Source organism: Ruegeria sp. G7 (assembly GCF_056535465.1).
Window position 1 is genome coordinate 2619294 of sequence record NZ_JBQFIL010000001.1, and the last position, 14977, is coordinate 2634270.

Below are 14977 nucleotides of genomic sequence, written 5' to 3' on the forward strand. Positions count from 1 at the left end.
CACTATGTCCATCCAGACCACGCAAATGCGTCAGGAAATCAACGAGATACCGCACGCTGTTGATCGGCTTCTGACCGATGGCGCTGACGCTGTCGAACAGGCCGCGCAGGCCGTGCGCGCGCAGGACCCGAGCTTTCTGATCTCGGTCGCCCGTGGATCGTCGGATCATGCCTGCAGCTATCTGAAATACGCGTCCGAGCTGCTTTTGGGGCTACCCATGGCCTCAGTCGGCCCCAGCGTCAAATCGATCTACGGGGTGGATATGCGCTGCCCCGGCGCGCTGTGCATCGCCGTCTCACAGTCGGGTCAGAGCCCTGACATCGTGCGCCTGACCCGGTCGCTGACGCAGGGCGGGGCCTATTCCGTCGCCATCACCAACGACACGGACTCTGCGTTGGCAGGCGCGGCCTCGGCAGCGCTGCCGATACATGCGGGACCAGAACTGAGCGTGGCGGCCACCAAGACATTCGTCACTTCGCTGGTGGCGGGGCTTTGGCTGCTGGCCGAGGTCAAGGGCGACGTGACGCTTCTGTCGGCCATTCGAAAACTGCCCGAGGATTTGTCACAGGCCATCAGCTGCGATTGGGGCAGTGTGATTGAGGCGATCAACGGCCAGTCGCTGTTCACGCTGGGACGCGGGACGTCCTGGGCGATCTCGAACGAGGCTGCGCTGAAGTTCAAAGAGACCTGCCAGATTCACGCTGAAAGCTATTCGTCGGCTGAGGTGCTGCATGGGCCGGTTTCCATCGTGGATCAGGGGTTCCCGGTTCTCGCCTTCTCATCCGGAGATGCCGCCGAGGCCAACATTGCCGAGGTGGCCGATGCGTTGGCCGCCAAGGGCGCAAAGGTCTTTGCCACGACCGATCGGGTGACGGATGCGGTCGCGTTGCCGCATGTTCGGACGGCGCATTGGATGACCGACCCTATTGCCTCGATCGCGTCTTTCTACGGCATGGTCGAAACCGTCGCCACCGGTCGCGGCATCAACCCCGACACCCCGCGCCACCTGCGCAAAGTGACGGAGACGGTATGAACGCGTCGATTCTCACCTTTGCCGGCGGCCCGATCTTTGACGGAGAGGTGCTGTTCACCGACCATGCCGCCCGGTTCGTCGAGGGGACGCTTGAGGCCATTGTGCCGGTGGCCGACTTGCCGCCGGAGACCGAGATCGAAGACCTGTCAGGAGATATCCTCAGCCCCGGCTATGTCGATCTGCAGGTGAACGGCGGCGGCGGGGTGATGTTCAACGATGATCCCTCGGTCGAGACCCTGCAGCGCATCGCTCAGGCGCATCGCGGGCTAGGGGCGGTGTCGATCCTGCCAACGCTGATCACGGACACGCCCGAGAAAACCACTGCCGCCCTCGAAGCCGCGATCAAGGCCGTTCAGCGCGGCGTTCCGGGCATCGCGGGGTTGCATCTTGAAGGGCCGCATCTGTCGGTCAAACGGAAGGGCGCGCATGATGGGGCGCTGATCCGGCCGATGGAAGAGGGCGATCTTGACCAGCTTCTGGCTGCTGCCCGCGCATTGCCTGCCCTGATGGTCACGCTGGCACCCGAGAATGCCTCAGACGATCAGGTGGCGGCGTTGTCGCGGGCGGGCGTCATCGTTTCGCTCGGGCATACCGACGCGCCGTTCGACACCTGTATGGCCTATGCAAAAGCCGGCGCGCGCTGCGCGACACATCTGTTCAACGCCATGAGCCAGTTCGGCAGCCGCGACCCCGGTCTGGTCGGCGCGGTGCTGTCCAACGGCGATCTGTCCTCGGGGCTGATCGCGGACACAGTGCACGTTCATCCCGAATCGATGCGTGCGGCGTTTGCTGCCAAACGCGGTCCCGGGCAGATCTTTCTGGTCAGCGACGCGATGGCTGTGGCGGGGACCGATCTGCCAGAGTTCCGGTTGGAAGGGCGGCTGATCCGGCGAGAGCAGGGCAGGCTGACGCTGGAAGATGGCACTCTGGCCGGGGCCGATCTGGACCTGACCACGGCGATCAGGGTGCTGACGCGTGACGTGGGTATCCCGTTGGCCGACGCTTTAGCGGCTGCCACGCGCATTCCCGCCCGGCTGATTGGCGTGGATACTGCCCCGATGACGCTGGGCAACGCCATACGGATTGCGCCGCATCTCAGTCAGGCGCGTCCGGTTCAATCCAGCGTGATCTCCTGACGCTGTTTTCCCGTCGTTTTGTCGAAGATCAGGATGCGATTGTCGTCGGTTACGACCGCGTACCAGTTGTTCCCGATGGTCAGCGCCTGCGCGTGCGCGCCGTCAGGCAGTTCGATCTGATCCGGCAGCGTCGGGGTCCGATCCGATAGGCGGATGACAATCAGGGCGAATGTCACTAGAACCCCGCCAATCATAACCGCGGTCAGCAGCATGACCATGCGCCGCAGCAACCTAAGCTGCGGGGTTTCCTGCGGTTCCTGAGGTTCGGAAGGGACAGTCATGGGCACCCGCCTGATAGAGTTTCATATCGCGGCCGCGCCGCCGCCCCGCCTTGATAAGGCGCTTGCGCGGGATGTGCCAGCGGAAGAGAACCTGTCACGCACCCGGCTGACCCGTTTGATCGGCGACGGGGCTGTGACGGTCGATGGCGCTGTCATTGACGACCCCAAGGCTCGCATCGCCGAAGGCGCGCAGATCGGGATCACAGTGGCCGAGGCCGAAGACAGCCATATCGGGCCTGAGGATATCCCGCTGGAGGTGGTTTATGAGGATGACGATCTGATCGTGATCAACAAACCTGCGGGGATGGTGGTGCATCCGGCCCCCGGCTCTCCGAATGGGACGCTGGTCAATGCGCTGCTGCATCATTGCGGGGATGATCTGTCCGGTGTGGGCGGCGTCAAGCGTCCGGGAATCGTGCACCGGATCGACAAGGAAACCAGCGGCCTGCTGGTGGTGGCCAAGTCGGACGCGGCGCATCATGGGCTGGCTACCCAGTTCGAGGCGCATACGGTCGAACGCTACTATCGCGCGGTCTGTTACGGTGTTCCCGACGCCAACGATCCGCGGTTACGCGGCATCAAGGGTGTCAGTTTCGAACCCGGCAACATCATGCGCCTGACCACGCAGCTGGCACGGCACAAGACAGACCGGCAACGGCAGGCCGTGCTGTTCCATGGGGGGCGCCATGCGGTGACGCGGGCGCGGATTGTCGAGGTTTTTGGAACGCCCGGCGGTTTGTCCCTGGTCGAATGCTGGCTGGAGACCGGTCGGACGCACCAGATTCGCGTCCATATGACCCATGCCGGTCACGGCTTGGTGGGCGATCCGGTTTATGGCGGTAAACGTAAACTGGCCGCGCGTGCATTTACGCCTGCGGCTGCCGAGGCCGTGCGCGATTTTCCCCGTCAGGCGCTGCATGCTGCCGTTCTGGGCTTTGAACATCCGGTCTCGGGCGAGATGCTGCGGTTCGAGGCTGCGCTGCCAAAGGATATGGAAGACCTGCTTTCTGCGTTGCGTCAGCCGGTGACATAAACTGCAAAGGCCCGTGAGGCCCGCAATTTCAGCTTTTCTTTACATCAGGTTAATTCCACACTGATATTGATCCTCTTGAATGTACCGGGTGTGATACCCATATCCCATGTTAAGGGCTTAAACATTTGTCCAAGGGACGGAAATAAATGGCAAATTACTCAAATCTTCCGGCACCGTCACCCGAAGGGGGGCTGAACCGCTATATGCAGGAGATTCGCAAGTTTCCTCTGCTGGAGCCAGAAGAAGAATATATGCTGGCCAAGCGCTGGGTCGAGGAACAGGATACCGAGGCTGCGCATAAAATGGTCACGTCGCACCTGCGTCTGGCAGCGAAAATCGCCATGGGCTATCGCGGCTATGGCCTGCCACAGGCCGAGGTGATTTCCGAGGCCAATGTGGGCCTGATGCAGGCCGTCAAGAAGTTCGACCCCGAGAAAGGGTTCCGTCTGGCGACCTATGCGATGTGGTGGATTCGCGCCTCGATCCAGGAATACGTCCTGCGGTCGTGGTCGATGGTGAAACTGGGCACAACCTCGGCGCAGAAAAAGCTGTTCTTCAACCTGCGTAAGGCCAAGGCGCGTATCGGAGCTTTGGAAGAGGGCGATCTGCGCCCGGAAAACGTCGCCAAGATCGCCGAAGACCTTGGCGTGACCGAAGAGGAAGTCATCAGCATGAACCGCCGGATGTCCGGTGGCGATGCCTCGCTGAACGCGACCGTGGGGTCCGAGGGCGAAGGCACGATGCAATGGCAGGACTGGCTGGAGGATGAAGACGCCGACCAGGCGGGCGATTACGAGGCGCGGGACGAGCTTGAGGCCCGGCGCGAGTTGCTGGCCGCTGCGCTGGATGTGCTGAATGATCGTGAAAAGGATATCCTGACTCAGCGTCGGTTGATGGATCAGCCCGTAACGCTTGAGGAACTGAGCACGCAGTACAATGTCAGCCGCGAGCGCATCCGTCAGATCGAAGTGCGCGCGTTTGAGAAGCTGCAGAAAAAGATGCGAGAGCTTGCGCGCGAAAAGGGCATGCTGGGCACGGCCTGATCCAGTCGCTGTATTGAAATGAAAACCGGTCTGATGCTGTCAGGCCGGTTTTCTTGTGCGCGCAGATGACAGGGTCGCCGAGTGCTGCTACACAGCTGATAGCGCTAACTTTCAGGGGAGGAATGCAGTATGAATGAACCGGTACAGTGGGGCATTCTGGGGGGTTCTAAATTTGCGCGCCAACAGATGGGGCCTGCGATCCATGCGGCGGATGGTGCGCGCCTTGCAGGGCTGGCGACCTCTGATCCCGCCAAAGCGCAGCCCTTTCGGCAGTTTTGCCCCGATATCAACCTGTATCCAACCTATGACGACCTGCTGGCCGACCCTCAGATAGATGCGGTTTATATCCCTCTGCCGAACCACCTGCACGTCGAATGGAGTCTGAAGGCGATGGACGCGGGCAAACACGTTCTGTGCGAAAAGCCCATGACAATGCATGCTTCCGAGTTCGACGCGCTTATTAAAAAACGGGATCAAACCGGCCTGCTCGCGGCCGAGGCTTATATGATTGTTCATCATCCGCAATGGCAACTGGCCCGTAAACTGATTGCGGACGGAGCCATTGGCAAGTTGGTGCATGTGACAGGTGCGTTCAGCTATGACAACCGGGCCGATACGGACAACATCCGCAATCGGCCCGAAACCGGCGGCGGCGGCTTGCGTGATATCGGCGTCTATGTGATCGGCAGCGCGCGATATGCAACGGGGCAGGAGCCGACGGCGGTCAGTGGCCAGATCCGGTGGGAGAATGAGGTGGATGTGTTCACTGAAATCCGCGCACGGTTTCCCGGCTTTACCTACTCCAGCTATGTCTCAACCCGCATGCATCCGCATCAGGAGATGGAGTTTCATGGTGAGGGCGGTGTGATACGCCTCACCGCACCGTTTAACGCTCGGCTTTTCGGCGAGGCGCGGGTTGAACTGCATCGCCCGGGGCTGGAGGTGCAGGTAACGCGCTTTCCCGGCGATGACCATTATAAGCTGCAGGTCGAAGCCTTTGGCCGAAGCGTGCGAGAGGGCTCCGAATACCCCTGTCCTCTGGAGTTCGCGCGAGGGACGCAAGAGGTGATCGATCAGGTCTTTGACAACGCCGTGACGCTCTAACTTGTCAATGGCTGGACGCCTCGACTATTCTGTTTCGACTGAAGCAGGAGGGTGCAATGGCGGGCGGATGGGCGCGCGATGGCGCGGTAAGCGAGCAGATCGAAGCGTCGATTTCGGACGAACTGGCACGGATGCAGGCGCAGAGGCGACCGGTTGGCGAAAGCCGGACCCATTGCGCCGAATGCGAGGAACCCATTCCCGAAAAGCGCCGTCTTGCGCTGCCGGGGGTCAAACTGTGTCTGGAGTGCCAACAAGAGCGGGACGGAGCCTACAAAGCGCGTTCGGGCATCAACCGACGTGGGTCGAAAGACAGTCAACTGAAGTAACCCGAGGTCCGCTTGCAGCACCGGTCGCAGAAATCGTCATGGCTGCAAAACGGCCTGCTGCTGGGCTTTCTGGCTGCATTTCTGTGGGGCACGCACAGCGTCATCGTGCGTTACCTGACCAGCGATCTGGGCGGGTTGCAGATCGCCGTGTCGCGGTTGTTCATCGCAACTCTCGCGATCTATGTCATGCTGCGGCTGAAGGGGGCGCAGGTTTCCGTCCGGTTCAGGGACTGGAACTTCCGGCTGGCGGTCCTGTCGACTGTTGTGAACTACATCCTGTTCCATATCGGATTGGAGCATACGGGGGCCGCCAATGCCATGGTGCTGGAAAACACCGCGCCCTTCTTTGTGTTGATTTTCCTGTATTTCTTCGCGGATACCACCATACGGGGCAGGGATGTGCTGGCCACCGTGCTGGCGATCCTTGGCGTCTTCCTGACTGTCTATCGCGATTTTCAGGGCGGCGGCGAACCCCTGTTGGGCGACCTTATGGAGATCGGCGCGGGGCTGAGCTGGGCGGTGTTCCTGATCGCAAGCAGCCGCGCGATGCAGGCATCGGAAACCACCGCTGAGCGGCTGAATTTCCTGTTCGGAATATTCCTGTGCTCGGGTGCGCTGCTGGTGCCGCTGGCGGTCTTTTCGATGCAGGTGCCTTCAGCTAACGATATCTTCTTCCTGATCCTGCTGGGTGTTCTGCCCACTGCGTTGGCCTATTACCTTTGGTACGAGGCTGCGGCGCGGGTATCGACATTGACGGCGACGCTGTTGTTCGCCGCCTCGGTCGTGTTCACCTTTGTCAACTCCGCAGTGTTCCTGGGGGCCGCCATCACACCGCTTGCGATCGTGGGGGCGACGCTTATCGTCGCGGCGATCTTCATTACGTCTATTAACAAAACGGGCTGAACCTCTCCGAGGTGCAGGTATTCGAGTACTCAGCGGTTGACCCGAAATGCATATTGCGCACAAGTCTGCAATCTCGTCTAAGCCAACAGTTTTTTGGTGTTAGGAAGGACGTGTTTGATCTTGATCTAGGCGCGCCATTTAGATGCAAAAGCCTGTTCGTATGTGAACCGGCACGGATTGAAAAACAGTCAGTTGAAGTAAGATGCTGCATACCTTTCAAGGCAAAAAGGGCCATTGGTCGTTCAATCAAGGTAACAAACACATCACATTTTCAATATTTATAATGATTCTAATTTAGAATTGATCTAAGTCAGTTTCTCGATCTTTTTTCCTCCGTAAACCAGCAGGGCGCGCGGGCGTTTTAGGAGAAAAAAATGTTCAGAACACTGACACTGACGAGTGCACTTCTTGTCTCGGTCGCTCAGATCGCTGGGGCACAGAGCTTGCGGGAAAATGCGCTTGAGATTTTCAAACCGCTTCCTTCGACCGTTCCTTCGGTAAAGGACAATCCCATTACAGAAGAAAAGATCGACCTGGGCAAAGCGTTGTTCTTCGATCCGCGCATGTCGGCCTCGGGCGTGTTTTCCTGTAACTCGTGCCACAATCTGGCAACCGGCGGGGATGACAACCTTGAAACCTCGATTGGCCATGGCTGGCAGCGGGGGCCACGGAACGCGCCCACGGTTCTGAACTCGGTCTTTAATGAGGCGCAATTCTGGGATGGCCGCGCTGCAGACCTTGCCGAACAGGCCAAGGGACCGGTTCAGGCGGGTGTTGAAATGGCCAACACTCCGCAAAATGTGCTGGCGACGCTGAATTCCATGCCCCAATATGTTGATTGGTTCGGCGCAGCCTTTGAAGGTGAGGCAGAGCCGGTGACATTCGACAATTTCGCAAAAGCAATCGAGGCTTATGAGGCGACGCTGATCACGCCCGCGCCATTCGATGCCTGGTTGAACGGCGACGATGGTGCGATGACCCAACAGCAGCTTGCAGGGCTTGAGAAGTTCATGGATCTTGGCTGCTCTTCCTGTCATTCGGGCATCAACCTTGGGGGCAGCGGATACTACCCGTTCGGCCTGATCGAGAAACCCGGCGCGGATATCCTGCCAGCGGGTGACAAGGGTCGGTTTGCAGTGACCGAAACGGTGGACGATGAATATGTGTTCCGCGCTTCTCCGCTGCGAAACATCGCGGTGACTGCGCCCTATTTTCATTCCGGCAAGGTGTGGGATTTGTCCGTCGCCGTTGAGATCATGGCCGAATCCCAGCTGGGTGAGGAATTGGACGCGCAAAGTGTCACGGAACTGGTCGCTTTCCTGGAAAGCCTGACAGGCACCGTGCCCGAGGTCACATATCCGATCCTGCCTGCAGAAACGGCCACCACGCCACGTCCGTCGGGTGAGGTCGTGTCAGACGGTTAACAAAGCTCAAAACACAAACGGGCTGGATCACCAGCCCGTTCTTTCATTGCCAGAGCGTATGCGCGCTTTAGCTTTCCATCGCTTCCAGTTCATCAATGAAGCCCGAGATCATCGACAGGCCCTTGTCCCAGAACTCCGGGTCGCTGGCGTCCAGTCCGAACGGGGCCAGCAATTCCTTGTGGTGCTTGGACCCTCCGGCGCGCAGCATCTCGAAATACTTGTCTTCAAACCCTTCCGCACCGCTTTCATAGACCGAATAGAGCGCGTTTACGAGGCCATCGCCAAAGGCATAGGCGTAGACGTAGAAGGGCGAGTGGACGAAGTGTGGGATATAGGCCCAGAAGGTCTCATAACCCTCCATGAACTCGAATGCCGGCCCAAGGCTTTCGGCCTGAACGCTCATCCAAAGGGCGTTGATGTCATCCGGGGTCAGCTCACCCTCGCGGCGGGCGGCGTGGAGTTTGCATTCGAAATCGTAGAAGGCGATCTGGCGGACGACCGTGTTGATCATATCCTCGACCTTGCCTGCCAGCAGCACCTTGCGCTGTTCCGGGGTTTCGGCCTGATCCAGCATCTTGCGGAAAGTCAGCATTTCACCGAAGACCGAGGCCGTCTCGGCCAGTGTCAGCGGGGTTGAGGACAGCATCTCACCCTGATCGGCGGCCAGCACCTGATGCACGCCGTGGCCCAGCTCATGCGCCAGCGTCATCACATCGCGCGGTTTGCCCAGATAATTGAGCATCACATAGGGGTGTACGTCCGTGACGGTCGGATGCGCAAACGCACCGGGAGCTTTGCCGGGTTTGACTGCTGCATCGATCCAACCTTTGGAGAAGAAGGGCGAGGCAATCTCACCCATACGCGGATCAAAGGCGTTATAGGCATCCATCACGGTTTTCTCGGCCTCGTCCCAACCGACGATGCGGGTGTCTTCCATCGGCAAGGGCGCGTTGCGGTCCCAGACCTGCATCACGTCCAGCCCCAGCCATTTGCGCTTCAGCTCATAGTACCGATGGCTGAGTTTGGGGTAGGCGGCCACGACCGCCTCGCGCAGGGCCTCAACCACCTCGGGTTCGACATCGTTTGACAGGTGGCGGCCGGTTTGCGCGGTCGGCATGTTGCGCCAGCGGTCGACGATCTCTTTTTCCTTGGCTTGCGTATTATGAACGCGCGCGAAGGTCTTGATGTTGCTTTGGAAAACGCTTGCCAGTTCGCGCGCGGCAGCCTCGCGTTTGGTGCGGTCCTGCTCGGTCAGCAGGTTCAGCGTGCCTTCGATGTTCAGCTCGTCGCCATCGACGGTGAAAGTCAGACCTGCGATGGTCTCGTCGAACAGACGCTCCCACGCGTCGCCGACAACGCCGAGGTCATGCAGGAACTTTTCCAACTCGTCCGACAGTTGATAGGGCTTCATTGCGCGGATGCGGCGGAAGACGGGTTCGTAGCGCGCCAGATCGGCGTTGGCGTCGAAATGCGCCTTCAACGCATCATCGTCCAAGCGGTTGATTTCCAGTGTGAAGAACACCAGCGGGGTGGTGAAGACGGTGATCTTCTCCTGCATGTCCGACAGGAACTTGGCGCGGTCCGCGTCGGTGGTCAGCTGGTAGTAGCGCAGCCCGGCAAAGGACATGATCCGCCCGGCGATGGCGTTGATCTTCTCGTTGCGCAGCACGCAGGTCAGCAGGCCAGCGGCATCCAGTTCGGCCAGCTTGCCCTCGTAATCCGCGGCGAAAGAGGCGCATTCACCCTCAAGCCAGTCCAGATCGCGGGACAGTTCCGGTGCGTCTTCCGAGGTATAGAGATCCGTCAGATCCCATTCCGGCAGGTTGCCCAGATCATCGGCGCCACCGCCAGCATTTGCGTCACGAACGGGAAAGGGAAGGTCGCGCATGGGTCACCTCGAATAAACTGCGTTGGCAAACATTTAGGCCTGACGCGCGCGGATCACAAGCAGCCTGTCCGGGCGGGCCTTACACGCAAGGCTCGGGCTTGGGGTCGGCCTTGGCCGCCGAGAAATGGGTGGCCAGTTGATCAAAGACAGGGCCGCGCACCTCGGGGGCTTCCATCAACACTTCGTGTTCGCCGTCCGGGATTTCGACCAGAGTGCCGCTGGGCCAGTTCGCCATGCGGGCGCGGATGGCCTTGCGGTCCACGATCTGTTCGTGGCTGCCAAGGAAGGTCAGGGCCGGGATGTCGGGCGCGGTCTGCTCCATCAACCAGGCGCATTCGTCCAGTGCCTCGCGCAGCCAGATTGTTGAAGGCGCGCCAAGGGCCAGTTCGGGATGTGCGGCCAACTGGTCCCGCATCATCTGGTACATCGCTGGGTCGCGGGTCAGGACATTCCCTTCAAAGGGCTGCGAGACGACATAGCTTTCCAGTGATGTTGTCGGCGGTGTTTTTTCGCCAAGCCCCAGACGCGGCCCCCAATAGGCGGTCAACTGGCTGAGCGGTTTCATGATCGGCGTAAAGAAAATGCCCCACATCGGCCCGGTAAAGGCGCAGGCGGCAAAATCTGCCCCTTCCAGCACGGCGCGCATACCGATGGCCCCACCCATGGAATGGCCGATCACGTACCATGGTTTGGGCAAATTCAACTCCCCGGCCAACGCCAGAGTGGCACGTACATCATGCTGAAAATCGGTAAATTTCTCGACGTGGCCAATGCGCGGGTCCGGCAGCAAACGGTCCGCAAGACCCTGTCCGCGCCAGTCGACAGACAGGCTGGCAAAGCCGCGGCTGACGAACTCACCCGCTGCGTTGCCGTATTTCTCGATATATTCCGTGCGGCCGGGGAACAGCATCACTGTGCCCCGCGCATCGCCGTCGGGGCGCCAATGCCCAACGCGGATGCGTTTGCCGTCTTCGGTGGTCAGCCAATGCGCCGTCCCACCGGCAGGTCCGCCGGCCACGTCTTCGAACAGGGGGGCCGGCGAGTATTCCATCAGGCCAGTACCGAGGCAAGTTTCATGGCGACACCCATATCTCCATCCACGCTCAGCTTGCCGGACATGAAAGCCCCGGTGGGGTTCAGGTCGCCGCTGAGGATTTGCTCGAACGTATCGGCATCGGCGCTGAGCGTCACATCGGCGTCGTCATCGCTGACGCGCGCGCCGCTTGCATCCAGAACGATAGCGCCCAGATCGGCGATTGCAAATTTGGCTGACGCGTCGAAATCACCGCCCGACAGTTTCTCATTCAATGCCGCTGCGGCCTTTTCCAAAGTGTCGCTCATGGTCTTCCTCATTTTGTTAGTGCGCCGTGAATGGACATCCCCGGTCGCTACGCTACACTGACCATTGTTATGGGCATTGCAATCACCAATCTCAAAGGTACCGTTGCGGCACTTGCTGCGATAGTCATGTTTTCCACCACCGGCACCGCGCAACAGGCGGATTTGCGGGACGAGGCCGCGCTGTTGCAGCAACTGGCGCAGTCCACGCCCGAGCAGGCGGTCAGTTTGGACCGCCAGTTGCAGGCGTTGTGGTCGCAGTCGGGCTCGGCCTCGGCCGACCTGCTGCTGGAACGCGGCCGCGAGGCTTTGGACGATGGCGATGTCGAGGCTGCGATTGATCACCTGACCGCGCTGACCGATCACGCCCCGGGCTTCGCCGAGGGCTGGCACGTGCGCGCCTCTGCGTTCTTCAGCATCGATCGTTTCGGCATGGCAGCGGCGGATCTCGAGCACACTTTGACACTCAACCCCAACCACTACGAGGCGATCTATGGTCTCGGCCTGATCTTCGAGATCGTGGACAAGCCGGAACAGGCGCTTGATGCCTATTCGCGCGCGCTGGCTATACATCCCCATCACGAAGAAGTAACCAATGCCGTGAATCGGCTGAAGCCTCGGGTTGAAGGCAAGGCCCTTTAGGTTCCGGATCAGGGGGCAAAGGTGAGCGGGTCATCCCGGGTAGTGGCCGTACTTGGCCCGACCAACACAGGCAAAACCCATTACGCAATCGAACGTATGCTGGGCTATCGGACCGGCGTCATCGGTCTGCCGCTGCGACTGCTGGCGCGCGAGGTCTATGACAAGATCGTTGCCATTCGCGGACCGTCCGTCGTGGCGCTGGTAACGGGCGAAGAACGCATCGTGCCGCCGCGCACGCAATACTGGGTCTGCACGGTCGAGGCGATGCCCGAAGGCATGGGGGCCGATTTCGTCGCCATTGATGAAATCCAGCTGTGCGCCGACCCCGAACGCGGCCATGTCTTTACCGACCGGCTGCTGCGCGCCCGCGGTACGCATGAGACGCTGTTTCTCGGGTCCGACACCATGCGCGGTACTATTGCGGCGCTGGTGCCAGAGGCGCAGTTCGTCCGGCGTGAGCGTATGTCGCAGCTGGTCTATTCGGGCTCCAGGAAGATCAGCCGGATGCCCGCGCGCAGTGCGATCGTCGGATTCTCGGTCGATAACGTTTACGCCATTGCCGAACTTCTACGTCGCCAAAAGGGCGGGGCGGCGGTGGTCATGGGTGCGCTCAGCCCCAGGACCCGGAACGCGCAGGTGGATTTGTATCAGAATGGCGAGGTCGACTATCTGGTCGCCACCGACGCCATTGGCATGGGGCTCAATCTGGATGTGAACCACGTGGCGTTCTCGTCCCTGACCAAATTCGACGGTCGGCGGATGCGGCCCTTGGCTCCTAACGAATTGGCTCAGATCGCCGGGCGCGCCGGGCGTGGTATGTCCGATGGCACTTTTGGTGTGACCGGAGAGGCCCCTCCGCTGGACGAAGGCGTGGCTCAGGCGATCATGGACAGCCGCTTTACGCCGATGAAAAAGCTGAACTGGCGGAATGCCGCTTTGCGATTTGGCTCGATCGAGGCGCTGATTACATCGCTTGAGGTCAGCCCCGATAGCGAACATCTGCTCAAGGCGCGACCTGCCGACGACCTGAACGTGTTGAAATCGCTCTCGCAAGTGACCGAGGTGATGGCCCGCGCGAGCGACCCGCAATCGGTCCGGTTGCTGTGGGATGTGTGCCGAATCCCCGATTTCCGAGGCATCAGCCACGCTGAACACGCCAGCTTGCTTGAGGTGATCTATGGCCACCTACACGAACGCGGGTCCATCCCCGACGACTTCATGGCGCGGCAAATCCGCCGGATCGACCGATCAGACGGAGATATTGATGCGCTCTCCAAAAGGTTGGCATATATTCGCACCTGGACATATGTTGCGCAGCGAAATGGCTGGGTGCGTGACGAATCCCATTGGCGCGCGGAAACGCGCACTGTAGAAGACAGGCTGTCGGACGCTCTGCATGACCGTTTGACCCAACGATTTGTGGACCGGCGCACATCCGTGTTGCTGCGCCGGCTCAAACAGAAGGAGGCCCTTTTGGCCGAAGTAAATGACAAGGGTGAAGTGACCGTCGAAGGCGAATTCGTCGGTCGTCTGGAAGGGTTCCGGTTCATTCCGGACAAAGCCGCGCAGGGGACCGAGGCGAAAGCTTTGAAATCCGCGTCTTTGCAAGCACTCGCACCGCAATTCCATCTGCGTGCCGACCGCTTCTATAACGCGCCTGATACCGAAATTGATTTCACTGATCAGGGCGGCCTGATGTGGGGCGAATATGCCGTCGGCAAGCTGGTTGCAGGCTCTGAGCCTCTGAAACCGGTTGTCGAGGTGTTTGTGGACGAAGCCGCAGGCCCGGACGTCGAACAGAAAGTACAGCGCCGTCTACAGCATTTCATCGACCGCAAGGTTGCTGCTCTGTTCGAGCCGCTGTTGAACCTGTCGCGCGACGAGGAACTGACCGGTTTGGCCAAGGGCTTTGCTTTCCGCATGGTCGAGGCGCTGGGCGTGCTGCCCCGCACGCAGGTCGCGCAAGAGGTCAAGGATCTGGATCAGGACGCCCGCGGCGCGTTGCGCAAGCACGGCATCCGGTTTGGCCAGTTCACCATCTTCATGCCACTGCTGCTGAAACCCGCGCCGACGCGCCTGCGTCTGGTGCTGTGGGCGCTGACCAGCGGTCTGCAGGAATTCCCCGAAGCACCGCCTCCGGGTCTGGTCACCGTGCCCGTCGCCAAGGATGCGCCGCAGGGCTATGACACCATGTGCGGCTACCGCGACGCGGGCGAGCGGTCCATCCGTATCGACATGCTGGAACGTCTGGCCGACATGCTGCGCGCCGAGGACAGCCGGGGCGGATTCGAGGCCAGGGCCGATATGCTCTCGATCACTGGTATGACGCTGGAACAGTTCGCTGACTTGATGCAGGGGCTGGGCTATAAGGCCGAGCGCGGTGAGCGCGAAAAGGTCAAGGCAGCGCCTGCAGAACAGCCTGCCGCAGAAGCACCCGAGCAACCTGCCGCCGAGGAGACCCCGGCAGACGCGGTTGCGACCGAGGAGGTGAGCGCGACCGCCGAGGCGTCAGCCGAGGCCACCGAAAGCACCGAGGCGGCAGCCGAGGCTCCTGTCGCAGAACCCGCATCGGATGAACCCGAGGTCGAAGTCTTCTACACCTTCACATGGGGTCGCCAACGCCAGCCAAACCGTGGTCCGCGTCGTGAACAAGGGCAGGGCAAAGGCAAACCGCGCGGGAAACCTCAGGGCAAACCGCAGGGTAAGAAGGGCGGCAAACCTCAGGGTGCCAAGTCCTTCTCGTCGCGCCCTCCGAAGAAGGAAAAGGCCATCGATCCCGACAACCCGTTTGCCGCCGCGCTGATGGGTCTGAAGGACGGCAACTAA

The 14977-nt window shown here is 60.5% G+C and carries 14 protein-coding genes; 10 read left to right on the forward strand and 4 right to left on the reverse strand.

The annotated features are described in order from the left end of the window. Positions 1–4 precede the first annotated feature (4 nt). Both ACR3EN_RS13175 and nagA read left to right on the forward strand, forming a co-directional pair. Entirely contained in the window at positions 5–1033 is a 1029-nt protein-coding gene (locus tag ACR3EN_RS13175) for an SIS domain-containing protein (RefSeq protein ID WP_480821647.1), read from the forward strand. After that, positions 1030–2169: an N-acetylglucosamine-6-phosphate deacetylase gene (gene nagA / locus ACR3EN_RS13180; RefSeq protein ID WP_480821649.1), complete on the forward strand. Its 1140-nt coding sequence runs from the start codon at positions 1030–1032 to the stop codon at positions 2167–2169. The genes ACR3EN_RS13175 and nagA overlap by 4 nt, the downstream gene beginning before the upstream one ends. Here nagA and ACR3EN_RS13185 read toward each other — a convergent pair. Further along, positions 2148–2450 carry a DUF6476 family protein gene (locus ACR3EN_RS13185; protein ID WP_480821651.1) on the reverse strand — a complete coding sequence of 101 codons (303 nt, stop codon included), beginning with the start codon at positions 2448–2450 and terminating at the stop codon, positions 2148–2150. The two genes, nagA and ACR3EN_RS13185, sit on opposite strands and share 22 nt — an antisense overlap. Between ACR3EN_RS13185 and ACR3EN_RS13190 the strand changes: the two genes are divergently transcribed. The 6 genes from ACR3EN_RS13190 (at position 2449) to ACR3EN_RS13215 (ending at position 8283) form a co-directional block, all read left to right on the forward strand. Next, positions 2449–3483, forward strand: coding sequence for an RluA family pseudouridine synthase (locus tag ACR3EN_RS13190; protein ID WP_480821653.1), 1035 nt, complete (start codon positions 2449–2451; stop codon positions 3481–3483). The two genes, ACR3EN_RS13185 and ACR3EN_RS13190, sit on opposite strands and share 2 nt — an antisense overlap. A gap of 146 nt (positions 3484–3629) precedes the next feature. Further along, positions 3630–4526, forward strand: coding sequence for an RNA polymerase sigma factor RpoH (gene rpoH / locus ACR3EN_RS13195; RefSeq protein WP_480821655.1), 897 nt, complete (start codon positions 3630–3632; stop codon positions 4524–4526). A 129-nt stretch (positions 4527–4655) separates the two neighbouring features. After that, on the forward strand, positions 4656–5630 hold the full coding sequence (locus ACR3EN_RS13200) for a Gfo/Idh/MocA family protein (protein ID WP_480821657.1): 975 nt from the start codon (positions 4656–4658) through the stop codon (positions 5628–5630). Positions 5631–5686: 56 nt separating this feature from the next. Then, on the forward strand, positions 5687–5956 hold the full coding sequence (locus ACR3EN_RS13205) for a DksA/TraR family C4-type zinc finger protein (protein ID WP_480821659.1): 270 nt from the start codon (positions 5687–5689) through the stop codon (positions 5954–5956). Positions 5957–5968: 12 nt separating this feature from the next. Beyond that, positions 5969–6859: a DMT family transporter gene (locus ACR3EN_RS13210; RefSeq protein WP_480821661.1), complete on the forward strand. Its 891-nt coding sequence runs from the start codon at positions 5969–5971 to the stop codon at positions 6857–6859. 374 nt (positions 6860–7233) lie between these two features. Beyond that, positions 7234–8283: a cytochrome-c peroxidase gene (locus ACR3EN_RS13215; protein ID WP_480821663.1), complete on the forward strand. Its 1050-nt coding sequence runs from the start codon at positions 7234–7236 to the stop codon at positions 8281–8283. Positions 8284–8350: 67 nt separating this feature from the next. On the opposite strand, the gene ACR3EN_RS13220 is transcribed toward ACR3EN_RS13215, so the two are convergent. The 3 genes from ACR3EN_RS13220 to ACR3EN_RS13230 all read right to left on the reverse strand — a co-directional run bounded on the left by ACR3EN_RS13220 (position 8351) and on the right by ACR3EN_RS13230 (position 11512). After that, positions 8351–10171, reverse strand: a complete 1821-nt coding sequence (locus ACR3EN_RS13220) for a M3 family oligoendopeptidase (protein ID WP_480821665.1) — start codon at positions 10169–10171, stop codon at positions 8351–8353. Positions 10172–10250: 79 nt separating this feature from the next. Further along, positions 10251–11222, reverse strand: coding sequence for an alpha/beta fold hydrolase (locus ACR3EN_RS13225; protein WP_480821667.1), 972 nt, complete (start codon positions 11220–11222; stop codon positions 10251–10253). Continuing rightward, complete coding sequence (locus ACR3EN_RS13230; RefSeq protein ID WP_480821669.1) at positions 11222–11512, reverse strand: SCP2 sterol-binding domain-containing protein; 291 nt, start codon at positions 11510–11512, stop codon at positions 11222–11224. The genes ACR3EN_RS13225 and ACR3EN_RS13230 overlap by 1 nt, the downstream gene beginning before the upstream one ends. 30 nt (positions 11513–11542) lie before the next feature. Between ACR3EN_RS13230 and ACR3EN_RS13235 the strand changes: the two genes are divergently transcribed. Then, positions 11543–12151, forward strand: coding sequence for a tetratricopeptide repeat protein (locus ACR3EN_RS13235; RefSeq protein ID WP_480821671.1), 609 nt, complete (start codon positions 11543–11545; stop codon positions 12149–12151). 21 nt (positions 12152–12172) lie between these two features. Beyond that, complete coding sequence (locus ACR3EN_RS13240; protein WP_480821673.1) at positions 12173–14977, forward strand: helicase-related protein; 2805 nt, start codon at positions 12173–12175, stop codon at positions 14975–14977.

Coding starts and splice junctions, on each gene's coding strand:
- ACR3EN_RS13200 (WP_480821657.1), top strand. CDS start 4,656: ATGAATGAACCGGTACAGTGGGGCATTCTGGGGGGTTCTAAATTTGCG.
- ACR3EN_RS13215 (WP_480821663.1), top strand. CDS start 7,234: ATGTTCAGAACACTGACACTGACGAGTGCACTTCTTGTCTCGGTCGCT.
- ACR3EN_RS13230 (WP_480821669.1), bottom strand. CDS start 11,512: ATGAGCGACACTTTGGAAAAGGCCGCAGCGGCATTGAATGAGAAACTG.
- ACR3EN_RS13175 (WP_480821647.1), top strand. CDS start 5: ATGTCCATCCAGACCACGCAAATGCGTCAGGAAATCAACGAGATACCG.
- rpoH (WP_480821655.1), top strand. CDS start 3,630: ATGGCAAATTACTCAAATCTTCCGGCACCGTCACCCGAAGGGGGGCTG.
- ACR3EN_RS13220 (WP_480821665.1), bottom strand. CDS start 10,171: ATGCGCGACCTTCCCTTTCCCGTTCGTGACGCAAATGCTGGCGGTGGC.
- nagA (WP_480821649.1), top strand. CDS start 1,030: ATGAACGCGTCGATTCTCACCTTTGCCGGCGGCCCGATCTTTGACGGA.
- ACR3EN_RS13235 (WP_480821671.1), top strand. CDS start 11,543: ATGGACATCCCCGGTCGCTACGCTACACTGACCATTGTTATGGGCATT.
- ACR3EN_RS13225 (WP_480821667.1), bottom strand. CDS start 11,222: ATGGAATACTCGCCGGCCCCCCTGTTCGAAGACGTGGCCGGCGGACCT.
- ACR3EN_RS13205 (WP_480821659.1), top strand. CDS start 5,687: ATGGCGGGCGGATGGGCGCGCGATGGCGCGGTAAGCGAGCAGATCGAA.
- ACR3EN_RS13190 (WP_480821653.1), top strand. CDS start 2,449: ATGGGCACCCGCCTGATAGAGTTTCATATCGCGGCCGCGCCGCCGCCC.
- ACR3EN_RS13185 (WP_480821651.1), bottom strand. CDS start 2,450: ATGACTGTCCCTTCCGAACCTCAGGAACCGCAGGAAACCCCGCAGCTT.